At 40.6% G+C, this 16,544-nt stretch carries 15 protein-coding genes, 1 other RNA gene and 2 other annotated features (1 of these 18 only partly in view); of the genes, 15 read left to right on the top strand and 1 reads right to left on the bottom strand.

Going from position 1 to position 16,544, the window contains the following annotated elements:
• Nucleotides 1-104 (top strand) — a binding site (T-box leader); it begins 138 nt to the left of the window's first position.
• Nucleotides 105-202: 98 nt separating this feature from the next.
• The 6 genes from hisS to M3610_RS06525 all read left to right on the top strand — a co-directional run bounded on the left by hisS (nt 203) and on the right by M3610_RS06525 (nt 6,440).
• Nucleotides 203-1,474: a histidine--tRNA ligase gene (gene hisS / locus M3610_RS06550; protein WP_098575600.1), complete on the top strand. Its 1,272-nt coding sequence runs from the start codon at nt 203-205 to the stop codon at nt 1,472-1,474.
• A 13-nt stretch (nt 1,475-1,487) separates the two neighbouring features.
• Nucleotides 1,488-3,257, top strand: a complete 1,770-nt coding sequence (aspS, locus tag M3610_RS06545) for an aspartate--tRNA ligase (RefSeq protein WP_251457505.1) — start codon at nt 1,488-1,490, stop codon at nt 3,255-3,257.
• A gap of 66 nt (nt 3,258-3,323) precedes the next feature.
• Nucleotides 3,324-3,522: non-coding RNA, 6S RNA (gene ssrS / locus M3610_RS06540), on the top strand.
• Between the two features lie 158 nt (nt 3,523-3,680).
• Entirely contained in the window at nt 3,681-4,448 is a 768-nt protein-coding gene (locus M3610_RS06535; protein WP_251457502.1) for a tRNA threonylcarbamoyladenosine dehydratase, read from the top strand.
• 125 nt (nt 4,449-4,573) lie between these two features.
• On the top strand, nt 4,574-5,503 hold the full coding sequence (locus M3610_RS06530; RefSeq protein WP_251457499.1) for an ABC transporter ATP-binding protein: 930 nt from the start codon (nt 4,574-4,576) through the stop codon (nt 5,501-5,503).
• A complete protein-coding gene (locus M3610_RS06525; RefSeq protein WP_251457496.1) occupies nt 5,496-6,440 on the top strand; it encodes an ABC transporter permease in 945 nt (314 codons plus the stop codon). Before M3610_RS06530 ends, M3610_RS06525 begins: the two co-directional genes overlap by 8 nt.
• A 53-nt stretch (nt 6,441-6,493) precedes the next feature.
• Here M3610_RS06525 and M3610_RS06520 read toward each other — a convergent pair whose 3' ends face one another.
• Nucleotides 6,494-7,765 carry a replication-associated recombination protein A gene (locus M3610_RS06520; RefSeq protein ID WP_251457494.1) on the bottom strand — a complete coding sequence of 424 codons (1,272 nt, stop codon included), beginning with the start codon at nt 7,763-7,765 and terminating at the stop codon, nt 6,494-6,496.
• 163 nt (nt 7,766-7,928) lie between these two features.
• Here M3610_RS06520 and cymR point away from each other — a divergent pair, with 163 nt between their 5' ends.
• The 9 genes from cymR (at nt 7,929) to M3610_RS06475 (ending at nt 16,199) form a co-directional block, all read left to right on the top strand.
• On the top strand, nt 7,929-8,348 hold the full coding sequence (cymR, locus tag M3610_RS06515; RefSeq protein WP_251457491.1) for a cysteine metabolism transcriptional regulator CymR: 420 nt from the start codon (nt 7,929-7,931) through the stop codon (nt 8,346-8,348).
• Nucleotides 8,349-8,393: 45 nt separating this feature from the next.
• Nucleotides 8,394-9,536, top strand: a complete 1,143-nt coding sequence (locus tag M3610_RS06510) for a cysteine desulfurase family protein (RefSeq protein WP_251457488.1) — start codon at nt 8,394-8,396, stop codon at nt 9,534-9,536.
• 39 nt (nt 9,537-9,575) lie between these two features.
• Entirely contained in the window at nt 9,576-10,694 is a 1,119-nt protein-coding gene (gene mnmA, locus M3610_RS06505; RefSeq protein WP_285850963.1) for a tRNA 2-thiouridine(34) synthase MnmA, read from the top strand.
• A gap of 272 nt (nt 10,695-10,966) precedes the next feature.
• The gene (locus M3610_RS06500; RefSeq protein ID WP_251457485.1) at nt 10,967-11,620 is read left to right on the top strand and encodes a tetratricopeptide repeat protein; all 654 of its coding nucleotides are present in this window, start codon (nt 10,967-10,969) and stop codon (nt 11,618-11,620) included.
• A 32-nt stretch (nt 11,621-11,652) separates the two neighbouring features.
• A complete protein-coding gene (recD2, locus tag M3610_RS06495; protein ID WP_251457482.1) occupies nt 11,653-14,103 on the top strand; it encodes an SF1B family DNA helicase RecD2 in 2,451 nt (816 codons plus the stop codon).
• Between the two features lie 33 nt (nt 14,104-14,136).
• On the top strand, nt 14,137-14,610 hold the full coding sequence (locus tag M3610_RS06490) for a PRC-barrel domain-containing protein (RefSeq protein WP_251457479.1): 474 nt from the start codon (nt 14,137-14,139) through the stop codon (nt 14,608-14,610).
• 11 nt (nt 14,611-14,621) lie between these two features.
• Nucleotides 14,622-14,813, top strand: a complete 192-nt coding sequence (locus M3610_RS06485; protein WP_026563482.1) for a hypothetical protein — start codon at nt 14,622-14,624, stop codon at nt 14,811-14,813.
• An 82-nt stretch (nt 14,814-14,895) separates the two neighbouring features.
• The gene (locus M3610_RS06480; protein WP_098575590.1) at nt 14,896-15,030 is read left to right on the top strand and encodes a YrzQ family protein; all 135 of its coding nucleotides are present in this window, start codon (nt 14,896-14,898) and stop codon (nt 15,028-15,030) included.
• 89 nt (nt 15,031-15,119) lie between these two features.
• Nucleotides 15,120-16,199, top strand: coding sequence for an AI-2E family transporter (locus M3610_RS06475; RefSeq protein ID WP_251457476.1), 1,080 nt, complete (start codon nt 15,120-15,122; stop codon nt 16,197-16,199).
• A 63-nt stretch (nt 16,200-16,262) separates the two neighbouring features.
• Nucleotides 16,263-16,491, top strand: a binding site (T-box leader).
• The last annotated feature ends 53 nt before the right edge of the window (nt 16,492-16,544 follow it).

The following is a 16,544-nucleotide window of genomic DNA, read 5'->3' as shown; positions in this document are numbered from 1 at the left end:
AGGAGAAGAACGTAGCAGGCGTTAACTGTTAAAGAGGAAGTGCATGTTGTTCATGCCTTCAACTAGGGTGGCACCGCGGGATTAATCAAACTCTCGTCCCTTGTATTCATACAAGGGATGGGAGTTTTTTGTTTGTTTTTATTTAGGAAAATAGTAATAATTCCATCTACTTACATAAGAAAAAATAAGGAGGTTTTCCACTATGTCCATTAGCATTCCTCGGGGAACGCAAGACATTTTACCTGGAGAGGTAGAAAAGTGGCAACTGATTGAAGCTAAAGCGCGTGAACTTTGTGAGAAATATCAATATAAAGAGATTCGCACCCCAATATTCGAACATACAGATCTTTTTTCAAGAGGCGTTGGCGATAGCACAGATATCGTTCAGAAAGAAATGTATACATTTGAAGACCGCGGCAAACGTAGTCTAACCCTACGCCCAGAAGGTACCGCAGCAGTTGTCCGTTCTTATGTGGAGAAAAAAATGTTCGGGCTGGCTAATCAGCCGGTCAAGCTTTACTATATGGGACCGATGTTCCGATATGAACGTCCACAAGCAGGGCGCTTTCGCCAGTTTGTTCAATTCGGAATTGAAGCATTAGGAAGTAATGACCCTGCCATTGATGCAGAAGTCATTTCCCTTGCGATGAACCTATATAAAGAAATGGGTTTAAAAAAGCTGAAGTTGATTATTAATAGCCTGGGTGATAAGGAAAGCCGCGGCGCTCACCGCGATGCACTTGTCAATCACTTCAAACCAAGAATCGGTGAGTTTTGTCATGATTGTCAAAATCGACTTGAGAAAAATCCACTCCGGATCTTGGATTGTAAGCAGGACCGCGACCATGAATTGATGAAAACAGCACCATCGATTCTTGAATTCCTAAATGATTTTTCAAAGGATTATTTTGAAAAATTACAGAAGTATTTAACACAATTGGATATTCCTTTCGAAGTCGATGCCAACTTAGTTCGCGGACTCGATTATTACAACCACACGGCATTTGAAATTATGAGTAATGCTGAAGGATTTGGAGCGATCACCACGTTATGCGGCGGAGGCCGTTATAATGGTTTAGCAGAAGAAATTGGCGGACCTGAAACACCAGGTATCGGATTTGCTTTAAGTATTGAACGATTTATTGCGGCTCTCCAAGCAGAAGGGATTGAGCTTGCAGGTAACGAAGGCATTGATTGTTACCTTGCCGCACTCGGGGAGGAAGCGAAGGATTACACCGTTGGATTGTTACAGCAGCTGCGTCGTGCAGGTTTCTCAGCAGAAAGAGATTATTTGGATCGGAAAATTAAAGCTCAATTTAAAGCAGCCGATCGTCTAAGAGCTAAGTTTGTAGCGGTTTTAGGTGATGAAGAACTTAAAAATAATAAAATCAATGTAAAAAATATGGCTACAGGTGAGCAAGTAGAAATTGATTTAGCAACTTTTATTAAACAGTTCCAAGAGTTACAGGATTAAGAGGGGGATAATTATGTTTGGCAGATCATATTTTTGTGGGGAAGTCCCAGAATCAGCAGTTGGTGAAAAAATAACTTTGAAGGGTTGGGTCCAAAAAAGACGTGACCTTGGCGGATTAATTTTTATTGATCTCCGCGACCGTTCAGGGATTGTTCAAGTAGTTTTTAATCCGGATTTATCACAAGAAGCATTGCAAATTGCTGAAACAATCCGTAACGAGTTTGTGTTAGATATAGTTGGAACTGTTGTAGCACGTGATGCAGCAACCTTCAATGAAAACCTGAAAACAGGGAAAATTGAAGTACAGGCAGAAAAAGTAACAATCATAAATGAAGCAAAGACACCGCCATTTATGATTTCTGATAAAACCGATGCATCTGAAGATGTCCGCTTAAAATACCGTTACCTTGATTTCCGTCGTCCGGTTATTTTTGAAACCTTAAAGATGCGTCATCAAGTGACCAAGCAAATCAGAGATTTTCTTGATGGAGAAGGCTTCTTAGATATTGAAACACCTATTTTGACAAAAAGTACCCCTGAGGGAGCACGGGATTATTTAGTGCCAAGCCGTGTTCATCCAGGCGAGTTTTATGCCCTGCCGCAATCACCACAACTGTTTAAACAATTGCTCATGGTCGGGGGCATTGAACGTTATTACCAAATTGCACGCTGCTTCCGTGATGAGGATTTACGTGCAGACCGTCAGCCAGAATTTACCCAAATCGATATCGAGACAAGCTTTTTAAGCCAGGAAGATATCATGGGAATGATGGAAAAGATGATGACAAAGTTAATGAAAGAAGTAAAAGGTGTAGACCTGCCTGAGGCATTCCCTCGGATGACCTATGACGAGGCAATGAGCCGTTATGGCTCGGATAAACCTGATACTCGTTTTGGATTAGAGCTCGTCGATCTTTCTGAAATTGTTAAGGACTCAGGCTTTAAAGTATTTGCATCGGCAGTTGCAAATGGAGGCCAAGTAAAAGCAATCAATGTGAAAGGTGCCGCTGACAATTACTCACGTAAAGACATTGATGCCTTAACAGAGTTCGTTGCTGTATATGGCGCGAAGGGGCTTGCGTGGCTTAAAGTCGATTCTGAAGGGCTAAAAGGTCCGATTGCAAAATTCTTCTCAGAAGAGGATGCCCAAGCGCTTAAAGCAACCCTTGAAGCAACAGAAGGAGATTTACTTCTATTTGTTGCTGACAAGAAAAAGGTTGTAGCCGATGCTTTAGGTGCCCTTCGCCAAAAGTTGGCCAGGGATTTAGATTTAATTGACCCAAGTTTATTCAATTTCTTATGGGTAACGGACTGGCCGCTTCTTGAGTACGATGAGGAGGAAGGACGTTATTACGCGGCTCACCATCCGTTTACGATGCCATTTAGGGAAGACCTTGAATATTTAGATTCTGACCCGTCAAAAGTCCGTGCACAGGCCTATGATATTGTCTTAAATGGATATGAGCTTGGCGGCGGATCCCTTCGTATATTCGAGCGTCCGATCCAAGAAAAAATGTTTAACATTCTTGGATTTACACCGGAACAAGCCAATGAGCAATTCGGTTTCTTATTGAATGCGTTTGAATATGGAACACCACCACACGGCGGGATCGCGCTTGGATTGGACCGATTGGTTATGCTTCTTGCTGGAAGCACCAACCTAAGAGATACCATTGCATTTCCTAAGACTGCTAGTGCCAGCTGCTTGTTAACGGATGCTCCTGGGGAAGTTTCTGAGGCCCAATTGAAGGAATTACATCTGTCACTAAATGTTAAAAAATAGCAGGAATTCGCTTTCATGAATCCTTGAATCCGGATTTTCAATATGCTATTATAAAAGCAACAAAGAAGAGTCCTGAGATGTACGTTGCGTTGCCTGAAGTTTTGACCGAACATTAATTATTCGGGAGTCTAGAGTTTCCTGATTGCGTAAATGCCCCACTCTTATACGGGTAAGGGGACTTACAATTTCGGGAACAGGGCACCCCCCTGCTGAATGCGGGATCAAAACTAAGGATGTTAAAAGTGACGGCATAATTGGGACTCTTTTCAATTGCAAAATGCTCAACCTCCTGGAGATTTCGGGAGGTTTTATTTTGCTTTTTACTTGATTCATCCTATCAAGATGCTTGTTTTTGGTAGAGTGTATGATATATTTTTAATCGGGAAAAAGAAACATAACGAATTTATAATTGGAGTGAACATCATGTTGCATCAATTTTCACGGAACGAACTAGCCATCGGTAAAGAAGGCCTAGAAATTATGAAGAACAGTACGGTCGCTGTTTTAGGTATCGGCGGTGTCGGTTCTTTTGCAGCCGAAGCATTGGCCCGTTCAGGCGTCGGCCGGTTAATTTTAATAGATAAAGACGATGTGGATATTACCAATATCAACCGCCAGTTGATCGCATTGCTTTCCACTGTTGGAAGGCCGAAAGTGGAAATTATGGAGGAGCGGATTCGAGATATTAATCCTGAATGCGAAGTTATTTCCTTAAAAATGTTTTATACAGAAGAGACCTATGAACAAATTTTTAGCCATAATTTAGATTTTGTGGTTGATGCTTCAGATACGATTATTTATAAAATACATTTAATGAAGGAATGTTTAAAAAGGAATATTCCAATTATTTCAAGTATGGGAGCAGCCAATAAAATGGACCCAACCCGTTTTAAAATTGCGGATATTTCAAAGACCCATACGGATCCGATTGCCAAAGTCATCCGTACGAAACTGCGGAAGGAAAGAATCCACAAAGGAATTCCTGTTGTGTTCTCTGATGAAAGCCCGATTGTGATTCGTGAAGATATTAAAAAAGAAGTAGGAAATGAAAATGCACCCATCCGCAAAGCGCAAATGCCGCCAGCATCAAATGCCTTTGTACCATCAGCCGCTGGTTTGATTATGGCAAGCTATGTGGTGCGACAATTATTAAGCAGCATCAAAATTCAACGTGTATCAGATGAGAAATAAGCTTTTGATGGAGCCCTAAAACCTTAATTGGTTTGGGGTTTTTCTTATATTTTGAAGTTTTAGGGAGGTAAATTTTTCTAGAATAAGATAAACTAGTGTGAGAATACATAGTGAGGAGAGAGAGTTTGGAAAAAATTGTCGAGTTGAAAAATGTAACGAAGGTAATTAAAGGTCGAACCATCATAGATAACATTAGCTTTCAGGTAAATAAAGGAGAGGTATTTGGCTTTTTAGGTCCAAATGGCGCAGGAAAAACAACGACAATTCGAATGATCGTAGGATTAATGGCGATTACATCTGGAGACATCGAGGTTGGCGGTTCCAGCATTAAAACTAATTTTGAAGAGGCTGTTCGTCATATCGGTGCAATTGTAGAGAACCCGGAAATGTATAAATTTTTGACGGGGTACCAAAATTTGATTCACTATGCCAGAATGGCAAATGGTATTTCCAAAGAGAAGATTGCTGAAATAGTAGAACTTGTAGGATTAACTGATCGAATTCACGATAAGGTAAAAACCTATTCACTAGGAATGCGCCAAAGACTAGGATTGGCTCAGTGCCTCTTACATGACCCTCAAGTCTTGATTTTGGACGAACCAACAAATGGATTAGATCCCGCTGGTATCCGAGAGATCCGCGACTATGTCCGTCTCTTAGCACGTGAAAAAAATCTAGCTGTGATTGTTTCAAGCCATCTGCTTTCCGAAATGGAAATGATGTGTGATCGGATTGGCATTATCCAAAGTGGCCGCTTAATTGATGTACAGCTTGTCCAGGAACTTGTTCACGGTGCTTCTGAAACGACCCATGAACTGGAAGTAGTCCCCGCTGATAAAGCCTTACAGCTGATTGGTGTTCACTATCCCAATGCTCGAGCGAACCTTTCTAGGAATGGAATAACGATCGAACTTCCAAAGGAACAAATTCCTTCACTAATTAAAAGTTTCGTAACGGAGGATATTCAGGTTTATGGAATCAGGGAAGTTGCGAAGACATTAGAAGATCGTTTCCTTGAATTGACAACCGAAAAGGGGGTGCCAAACCGTGGTTAATTTAATTAAAAATGAATGGATGAAAATTTTTAAACGACCTGGAACCTATGTAATGATCGCCATTCTTGTTGTAATAACTTTTGCCTTTGGTATCTTTCATAAGTATCAAGAAAAAGATTTCAGCATCGATAAAAATTGGGAACAGACATTACAGCAGGAAAATGACGCATTAAAGAAGCAGATGGAACAAAGCACTTCAAAGCTGGAAAAGCAATTTTATAAAGAGGAAATCGCAATAAATGATTACCGTATCAAGCATCATATCCCCTTTCACGAAAAATATAATGTCTGGACATTTGTAAAAGATGCGTCCCAACTGATAATCCTGCCTGGATTATTTACAATTATCATTTCAGCTGGAATTGTCGCCAGTGAATTCAACTGGGGAACCATCAAATTGTTATTAATACGACCAATTAACCGAAGCAAGATATTGATCTCGAAATATTTGACTGTCTTATTGTTCGCGTTATTAATGCTTGGCATTTTATTTGTTTTCTCAGCTTTGCTAGGCGCACTTCTTTTTGGAATGCCAGACCAAGCTGTTCCATATCTAAATTATTCTAATGGCCAAGTAACGGAACAACCGATTGTTATTCACTTGTTAATCTATTACGGATTAAGTTCCATTGATACGATTATGTTAGCGACGATGGCATTCATGATTTCATCTGTATTCCGGAACAGTTCCTTAGCCATCGGCTTATCATTATTTTTATTGTTCACAGGGGCTCAATTTACTGTCCTATTGTCTCTTAAATTTAGCTGGGCTAAATACATCTTGTTTGCAAACACAAACCTTATGCAATATGTAGAAGGGACACCTATGGTCGAAGGGATGTCAATGACATTCTCAGTCATCATGTTACTCATCTACTTCGCGGTATTCCAATTCTTTGCCTTCACCGTCTTTAAGAAACGTGATGTGGCCTCATAAAAAACAAAAGGGTGTCAGGCACCATGTGAAGAATTCACATGGCGCCTGACACCCTATTTTTTCCTTGTTAACTTTTCGTATACGATTGCAAGGGCTTGTTCGAATTTTCCGGTTTTCTTAGGTTGGTAGTATTGTTTGTGTTTTAATCGATCGGGTAGATATTGCTGTGGAACCCAGCCGTTCTCATAGTCATGTGGGTACTTGTAGTCGACTCCTCTGCCTAGTTCCTTAGCTCCTTTATAATGCGCATCCTTTAGATGGTCAGGTACTTCTCCAACGATCCCTTTTTGGATATCTTCGAGTGCAGCCTGAATAGCCAGAACAGCCGAGTTTGATTTTGGTGACAGACATAATTCAATCACGGCATTGGCCAGTGGAATTCTTGCCTCAGGAAAACCAATTCTCTCAGCCGTTTCAATCGCAGCTAACGTGCGTGCACCAACGGGTGGATTAGCTAACCCGACATCTTCATAAGCAATCACGATCAATCTTCGGCTGATACTTGGCAGGTCTCCTGCTTCGATTAATCGGCCCAGATAATGGAGTGCAGCGTTGACATCGCTCCCGCGGATCGACTTTTGAAAGGCAGAGAGGACATCATAATGCCCATCCCCGTCTTTATCTGCAACAAGACTCTTTTTCTGCAAACATTCTTCAGCTGTCTTTACATCGATATGAATGATGCCATGTTCATCTTTATCCGTTGATAATACAGCTAATTCTAAGGCATTTAGAGAACTTCTTACATCCCCATTGGATCCCTGGGCAAAATGCAGCAGGGCTTCATTGGCCATTTCTACTTTTATCTTTCCGAGTCCACGTTCCTCATCCTCGAGTGCACGATGTAATGCCAATTTTACTTCATCGGGTGTAGGTGGTTTTAATTCGAAGATCTGACAGCGGCTCCTGATTGCTGGGTTAATGGCGTGATACGGATTACTGGTGGTAGCGCCAATTAAGACGATCATGCCGTTTTCTAAGTAAGGTAATAAAAAATCCTGCTTCCCTTTATCTAAACGATGGACCTCATCAAGAAGCAAAATGACTTTTCCTGACATTTTTGCCTCGGCGGCAACAATTTCCATATCCTTTTTATTATTCGTGACGGCGTTAAGTGTCCGGAAGGCATATTTGGTGCTGCCGGCAATTGCACTGGCAATGGATGTTTTGCCTATACCGGGCGGACCATATAAAATCATCGAGGTCAGTTGTTTTGCCTTCACCATTCTTGATATGATTTTTCCATCGCCAACCAAATGCTGCTGCCCGACAACTTCTTCAATTGTTCTAGGCCGCATCCGAAACGCTAAAGGCTTTTGCTGCATGGTTACATCTCTCCAAAATTCGAATAACAATCTAACTATATATAGCCTTACTTTACCATTTTCCGTTGAAAAAGCATATTAAAGAAGAATATGATATAATTAATGCCTATCAAATTACTATGGATTTTAAATTAAATTTTATAGATACGAATAGAGGTGCGATATGAAAATATCAACAAAGGGTCGCTATGGTTTAACGATTATGATTGAACTTGCCAAAAAGCACGGCGAGGGTCCAATATCATTAAAAACAATTGCACAAGCGAATGATTTATCCGAACATTATTTAGAACAATTGATAGCCCCATTGCGTAATGCGGGTTTAGTAAAAAGTATTCGTGGTGCATACGGCGGCTATATTCTAACCAACATCCCATCCAAAATTACTGCTGGTGATGTGATCCGTGTATTAGAGGGACCAATTGCCCCAGTGGAAGGGATAGAAGATGAAGAACCAGCTAAGCGGGAATTGTGGGTTCGAATTCGGGATGCTATTAAGGATGTGTTGGACAACACGACCTTAGAGGACCTAGCGAATCATAGTAATGACGAAACGCCAGAAGGATATATGTTTTATATTTAGGGTAAAAAAGTAATATTGAGAATTATTTTGATAGAAGGTGTAAATGTGGAACGAATCTATCTCGACCATGCGGCAACATCGCCTATGCATCCTATGGTTATTGAAAAAATGCTTGAGGTGATGCAATCAACTTTCGGAAATCCTTCAAGCATCCATTCTTATGGGAGGGAAGCCCGTCACCTAGTTGACCAGGCCCGTTCGGTGTTAGCAGGCAGCATTGGTGCAAAGGAAACCGAGATTATTTTTACAAGCGGCGGAACAGAAGCGGATAATATGGCGTTATTTGGAGCCGCTGAAACGTATCAACATAGGGGCAAACATATAATCACCACTGAAGTGGAGCACCATGCTGTCCTCCATGCCTGCCAAAAATTAGAAAAACTAGGATATGAGGTCACTTATTTACCCGTCGATGATAGTGGCCAAATTTCGTTGGCAGACCTTCAAGCTGCACTAAGAGAAGATACCATATTAGTGTCGATTATGTACGGTAACAACGAAGTAGGAACGCTCCAGCCAATAACGGAGATTGGACTGTTATTAAAAGATCATCAAGCAATCTTCCATACGGATGCTGTCCAAGCATATGGTGTTGAAGAAATAGATGTCAATCAAAGTTTCATTGATTTATTATCTGTTTCAGCTCATAAAATCAATGGACCAAAAGGAGTAGGTTTCCTTTTTTCAAAATCTAATATTAAGCTTTCTCCACGTTCCTTCGGTGGTGAGCAAGAACGAAAAAGACGGGCAGGGACGGAGAATATTGCCTCAATAGTTGGTTTTCATGAAGCTGTTTTAATATCAAATGAAAATCGTGACGCAAAGCGCAAACAATTCCTAGATCTGAAACGAACGTTAATTGATAAGCTGCAAGAGCTAGATGTAGAATTTAACATAAACGGATTACTTGATAACTCTTTGCCACATGTATTAAACTTAAGCTTTCCTGGGACAAGTGTGGAAGCAATGCTCGTCAATCTTGATTTAGCAGGTATTGCTGTATCGAGCGGCTCCGCCTGCACTGCGGGCTCAATTGAACCTTCCCACGTGCTTGTTGCCATGTTTGGAAAAAACTCAGAACGATTAACTAATTCGATTCGGTTCAGCTTTGGGTATAATACAACCATTGAAGAAGTTGTTAAGGCTGCGGAAGAAACGGCTAGAATTGTTACTCGTTTGAAAAAATAAAATTAGTAAAAGCTTTTGGCAATAGAGAGGTGAAATTCATTGGAAACAAAAGATCCGAAAAATACAAGAGTGGTAGTCGGAATGTCAGGTGGAGTAGATTCTTCTGTGGCAGCACTTTTGTTGAAGCAGCAAGGCTACGATGTCATCGGTATTTTTATGAAAAACTGGGATGACACAGATGATACTGGTTTTTGTACTGCAACAGAAGATTATGAAGATGTCATACGTGTATGTAACCAAATTGGCATTCCATATTATGCAGTTAATTTCGAAAAACAATATTGGGATAAGGTATTTACCTACTTCCTTGAAGAATATAAAGCAGGACGGACCCCTAATCCGGATGTTATGTGTAATAAGGAAATTAAATTTAAAGCTTTCCTTGAACATGCCATGAATTTAGGAGCGGACTATTTAGCGACCGGTCACTATGCTCAAGTTGAGTATCGGGATGGAGAATATAAGATGCTGCGCGGTCTGGATGAAAATAAGGATCAAACCTATTTCTTGAACCAATTGACCCAAGAACAATTAAGTAAGGTAATGTTCCCAATTGGTAATCTTGAAAAACCAAGAGTCCGGGAAATTGCGAAGGAAGCAAACCTTGCCACGGCTGCTAAAAAAGATAGCACGGGGATTTGTTTTATTGGCGAACGGAATTTTAAAGAGTTTTTAGGTCAATATTTACCTGCCCAGCCAGGGAATATGGAGACGTTCGCCGGTGAAGTTAAAGGTAAACACGAGGGCTTGATGTACCATACGATTGGTCAGCGCCATGGTCTAGGGATTGGCGGTTCGGGTGAGCCGTGGTTTGCAATTGGTAAGGATTTAGAAAGAAATATCCTTTATGTCGGTCAAGGTTTTCATCATGAAAAACTCTATTCAGACTCGATTACGGCTGTCAATGTCAGCTGGGTATCCGACCGTGAAAAGCCAGCGGAATTTAAATGTACTGCAAAATTCCGCTATCGCCAGGAAGACAATAACGTAACCGTTCGTCTCTTAGAAGATAATCAAGTGGAAGTTATTTTCGACGAACCGATTCGGGCAATTACACCAGGACAAGCAGTTGTGTTTTACAATGGTGATGAATGTCTTGGCGGTGGGACGATTGATCATGTTTTTAAAAATGGTGAACGTTTAACCTATGTGGGATAATAGAAGACCTGATTCCTCAAATGGAATCAGGTTTTTTTGTGGGTAATTCAAGGGCCTGGCGAAATAAAAGTGAAAGTTGGCGAAATCTCTCCAGAGTTTGGCGAAATAAAAATAAAAGTTGGCGAAATCCCTCTAGAGTTTGGCGAAATAAACTTCAAACTTGGCGAGATCCCACCGGCCAGTTAAATAGGGAATACCCCGTTTGGTTACAACTCTTGAAATTATTTTTTTATAAAATATGATATACTTTCTCTTAGATTGGAGTGGTACTAATGGATAAAAACCAATTAGGTGTACAATACATGCAGGATGGCAATCTGGAAGAGGCGGCAAAGGCCTTTAATGAAGCCATTCAAGAAAACCCAAACGACCCAGTTGCCTATATAAATTTCGGAAATGTACTTTCTGCAGTTGGGGACGACGAAAAGGCTCTTAATTTTTATCAAAAAGCCATTGAAATAGATGATAACGCTGCGGCTGCTTATTATAGTATTGGGACTTTGTTATTTAGCAAAGACCTATTAAACGAAGCTAAGAATATGTTTGAGACTGCAATGAAAAAGGGTCTGCAATCCAGTGATAATTATTTCATGTTAGGGCTGACGCTTGTTCAATTAGATCAAGGGAAATTTGCTCTCCCTTATCTACAAAGAAGTGTGGAGTTAAATGAAACTGATGCGGAGGCTCGTTTTCAATACGGATTATGCCTTGCACAACTAGAATTCATCGCTGAAGCTGTCATTCAATTTGAAAAATGTATCGAATTGGATCCAACTCATTCCGATGCCTTTTATAATTTAGGTGTTTCCTACGCATTTCAAGACAATCCAGCCAAAGCATTAGAAATGTTAAACAAAGCACTTGACATTCAACCCGACCATCTGCTCGCTGGTCATGCGAAAAAATTAATAGAAAACAATCAATAATACTCATTATTATATAGAAGGGAGGGAGCTAAATGGAAAAGCAAGACACGTTGGATTTATTTGCTGAACAGGGGAAATTTGTAAAAGGCAGACCGATTGTCACCATTTTTCACAATGAACAAAACCTTTACACGGTTTTACGAATAAGAGTCGATGAAACCAATCATTCTTATGAGGACAAAGAGGCTGTGGTCACCGGTTATTTTCCAAAAATCCATGAACAGGAGACCTATATCTTTTTCGGGGAATTTAAGGATCATCCTAAGTTTGGACTGCAATTTCATACCAATCATTTCCGCAAAGATATGCCCCAATCGAAACAAGGGGTCATCAACTATTTATCAGGTGAGATGTTTAAAGGTATTGGGAAAAAGACGGCTGAAAACATTGTTGAAACCTTAGGAGAGGACGCCATTTCAAAGATTCTCCACCAGCCGTCATTGCTCGACTCCATTCCAAAACTCCCTCCAGAAAAAGCAAAAATGCTTTACGATACATTAATGGAGCATCAAGGGTTAGAGCAAGTCATGGTCGCTTTAAATCAATATGGCTTCGGACCTCAAATCTCGATGCGGATTTATCAAGCCTATAAAGAACAGACGCTTGAAATTATGCAGAAGAATCCTTATAAACTTGTTGAAGATATAGAGGGAATCGGTTTTGGCCGGGCGGATGAACTCGGGTACCAACTAGGGATTTCTGGGAATCACCCTGACCGGATTAAGGCAGCCTGTCTCTACATCCTTGAAAATGAAAGCATGCAGACGGGGCATGTTTACATCCATGCTGAGGACTTATTGGAACAGGTAAAAGACCTTTTAGAAGAGAACAAGCGCGATCAAATAGAATACATAGATATTTCAAATGAAGTCATCAAGCTGCAAGAAGAGGGCAAATTAATTGGTGAAGAGAAACGCGTGTACTTACCATCCTTATATTTTGCCGAAAAAGGGCTAGTAACAAATATCCAGCGTATCCTCGAACAAACCGAATATAAGGATCAATTTCCGGAATCTGAATTTCTTCTCTCATTAGGAAGTTTAGAGGAACGACTGGGTGTCCAATATGCACCCTCGCAGCGTGAAGCCATCCAAACGGCGTTAATGTCGCCTATGTTGATTCTAACTGGTGGACCAGGGACAGGAAAAACTACGGTTATCAAAGGAATTGTAGAACTTTATTCAGAACTGCATGGCTGTTCCTTAGAGCTTAAGGATTACCAGAAAAAAGGCGAACCCTTTCCGTTCTTATTAGCAGCCCCGACTGGAAGAGCCGCTAAAAGGATGAGTGAATCGACCGGCCTCCCTGCGGTAACCATCCATCGCTTACTTGGATTTAATGGTCAAGAAGGATTTGACCGTGACGATGCAAGTCCGCTCGAAGGGAAAATTATCATCGTAGATGAAACCTCTATGCTCGATATATGGCTTGCAAATCAATTGTTTAAGGCGCTTCCCGAAAATATCCAAGTCATCATGGTTGGTGATGAAGATCAATTACCATCGGTCGGACCGGGACAGGTCTTAAAAGATTTGCTCACATCTGAACGGATTCCAACCGTACGGTTAACGGATATTTACCGACAGGCAGAAGGTTCTTCAATTATTGAACTTGCCCATGAAATTAAAAAAGGCTACTTGCCCGCTGATATCACTCAGAAGCAAGCAGATCGGTCGTTTATTAAATGTTCAACAGCCCAGGTAGCACAAGTGGTTGAAAAAGTCGCCTTTAATGCGAAAAATAAAGGCTATTCCGCAAAGGATATTCAAGTGTTAGCGCCTATGTACAGGGGGCCTGCTGGAATTGACCGCTTGAATGTTTTATTACAGGAAATATTTAATCCTAATCCTGATGGTAAAAGAAAGGAAATTGCTTTTGGTGAGGTCAAATATCGGATTGGTGATAAAGTACTCCAACTGGTGAACCAACCAGAAAGCAATGTTTTTAACGGGGATATTGGGGAAATTATCTCGATTATCTATTCGAAGGAAAACACCGAAAAACAGGATATGATATACATTTCCTTTGAAGGCAATGAAGTCGAGTACACTAGACAAGATTTAACTCAAATTACCCACGCCTATTGCTGCTCCGTCCATAAATCGCAGGGCAGTGAATTCCCGATTGTCATTTTGCCAGTGACAAGAAGTTATTATCGGATGTTACGTAGAAATTTAATCTATACAGCCATCACACGAAGTAAACAATCCTTAATTCTTTGCGGTGAAGTCGATGCTCTTAAAATGGGCGTAGAAAGAGCGGATGAACTTTCCCGTCAAACTACATTGTGTCAAAAGCTGCAAGAGTCGATTGCACCGGCTTCACATGTTGGTAAAAAGCATGAATCAAATACAGCGATAGAAAGTAATGACCAAGGTGAAGAAATAGGTTCTGCCATGTCCTACGAAGAAAAATTCATGCAGGCTAATCCAATGGTTGGAATGGAAAACGTTTCACCTTATGATTTCATGGCAAATGACTAACACTATGAATGTTCACAGGAGGTGGGACACTCTTTGCGGACATTCTCTTTATTAAAAGGACAGCCTGTTTTTGAAACAAACAGCGGTCAGAAAATTGGCGAGGTAAGTGATTTATGTATCTCGAGCACCGGCAGGGTAGACGGATTATTGGTAAAAAAAGGCGTTTTTTTCAAACAATCCTTTTTTTTGGATATCCAAAAAGTGGCTTCCTTCGGTGTAGATGGGGTAATGATTGAGGATAACACCTCTTTAGTAAAGCTGAAAGACCCCCAATATACACTTACACATCAACAGCCATTAGACGGGATGATGATGCTTTCAAAAAGCGGGGAATCCCTTGGTTTGTTAAAAGATGTATATTTTCAGGAGGAATTGGGCACAATCATAGGGTACGAAATCACGGATGGCTTCTTTTCGGATCTTACGGAAGGCAAACAAGTCATTCAATCCGGGAAGCCCTTAGCAATCGGAAAGGATGCCATTATCGTAGATGTAAATAATACGTGAGGTGTCTTTCCATGTTAAAGTGTCCCAATTGTCAAAGTAAGGATATCGGTAAAATTGGAATTAACCAATATTATTGTTGGAATTGCTTTATTGAACTTTCAGTAAACAAAGGCCTAATCAATACCCATCAAGTCGAAGAAGACGGGTCACTTAGTTCCTTGGACGATTTGTTTGAAGAAGAAGAGCGTCGTTACACCCTTTAAGAGAGAAAAGCGGAAATGCTATGCTAGACCGTTATCAAAGTGAGTAGAAACTTATTTAACGTCTATTAAAGAGGTGAAACGTATGAATAAAATGATGACGACGATGATTGCGTTTGGTGCGGGGATGGCAGCCTATAATGTCGCCCAAAGAAATAATATGATGTCCACCCGCAATATGAAAAGAATGACAAAGAAAGTAAAACGAGCGATTTTTTAGAACGAATCCCCCTCGCAGCAGAGGGGGATTATTAATGCATATTTTTACCGAGTGTCTCTAACACTAACCTGAAGGGAGGCTCGGATAATGTGGAAATTCGTATGAAGTGGTATTACCGCATCGGTTTTTTACTCCTTTTATTAATTGCTATTTATGTTTTTCTAAAAATCCGCTTTGTGTGGCTGCCTATTTTAAGGGTGGTTATCCTTATTATTCTTCCCTTTGCAATTGGAGCATTTATCACCTACTTGCTCCATCCAATTGTGGAAAAATTACATCAAAAGGGTCTCCACCGTGGATTAGCTATTTTTCTAATTTATATCTTATTTTTTGGTGGACTCGGCTTTTGCGTGTATAAAGGAGTTCCAGCAATCATTGACCAAATAAAAGATCTCTCTGAAAGTGCACCAGTATTAGCAGAGCAATACAGAGGATGGATTACTACGCTTCAATCGCACACACGGGAATGGCCAGATGGTCTGCAGACTAGAATGGATGAAGGCATTGATGCGTTTGAAAAAAAACTGGATTCCTTATTAACGGTCATTGTCAATATTTTAATTAAGTTTCTTAATTCCGCATTAATTATGATGATCATTCCATTTATTGCCTTTTATATGTTAAAGGATTTTCCGTTGATCAAACGGGCAATTTGGTATATAACACCTAAACAATGGCGGAGAAAAGGGACGCTATTCCTGAAGGATGTGGATGAATCCCTTGGCAGCTATATTAGGGGACAACTACTGGTATGTATCATTATTGGCAGTGTCTCTGCCCTATTGTTTTGGCTGTTCCATTTAAAATATCCGTTAATATTAGGTTTAATAGTGGGGATTACAAACGTCATTCCCTATTTTGGGCCCATCATCGGGGCAGTCCCGGCCGTCATTATCGCTGCCACATCATCCGTAAAATTAGTATTGATTACATTAGTTATCGTGTTTGGTCTCCAATTTCTTGAAGGAAACATTTTATCCCCTTTGATTGTGGGGAAAAGTCTTCATATGCACCCCTTAATTATTATGGCTGCATTAACAGCTGGAGGAGAAATCGGCGGGATTCTGGGACTGATCTTGGCCGTCCCGGTCCTTGTGGTGATCAAAGTAGCCATAATTCATGCGAAAAATCATTTTATTCGAAGGAATGCAAAGGAACCTAGCACTTAAGCGGAAAGATTGATTTGACAAACTTTTTTCGGGTGTCTATAATTCGTGTTATAGAGTCATTGGATGAAAATGTTGAAGGATAAAGTATGTTGTAGTCCATCTGTATCGCATTTGCGAAGAAGAGAGGAGCTTCCCTAGCTGAAAGAAGCTCTAGATGAAGGACGACAGAAAGCTAATCTGGAGTGCAGCTAATCACTGCCGTATGCCTGCGTTAAGGGTTTTTTGAGAGATGGATACGTTTTATTGTATCCATAATCAGGGTGGTACCGCGAGATAGGCTCTCGTCCCTGTTTTTTGGGATGAGGGCTTTTTTGTATGCTTTTTTATAAAAAAGGAGGTCTTCTA

The organism is Neobacillus sp. MER 74, assembly GCF_023714155.1.
This window is presented reverse-complemented; position numbering and strand designations above follow the sequence as displayed.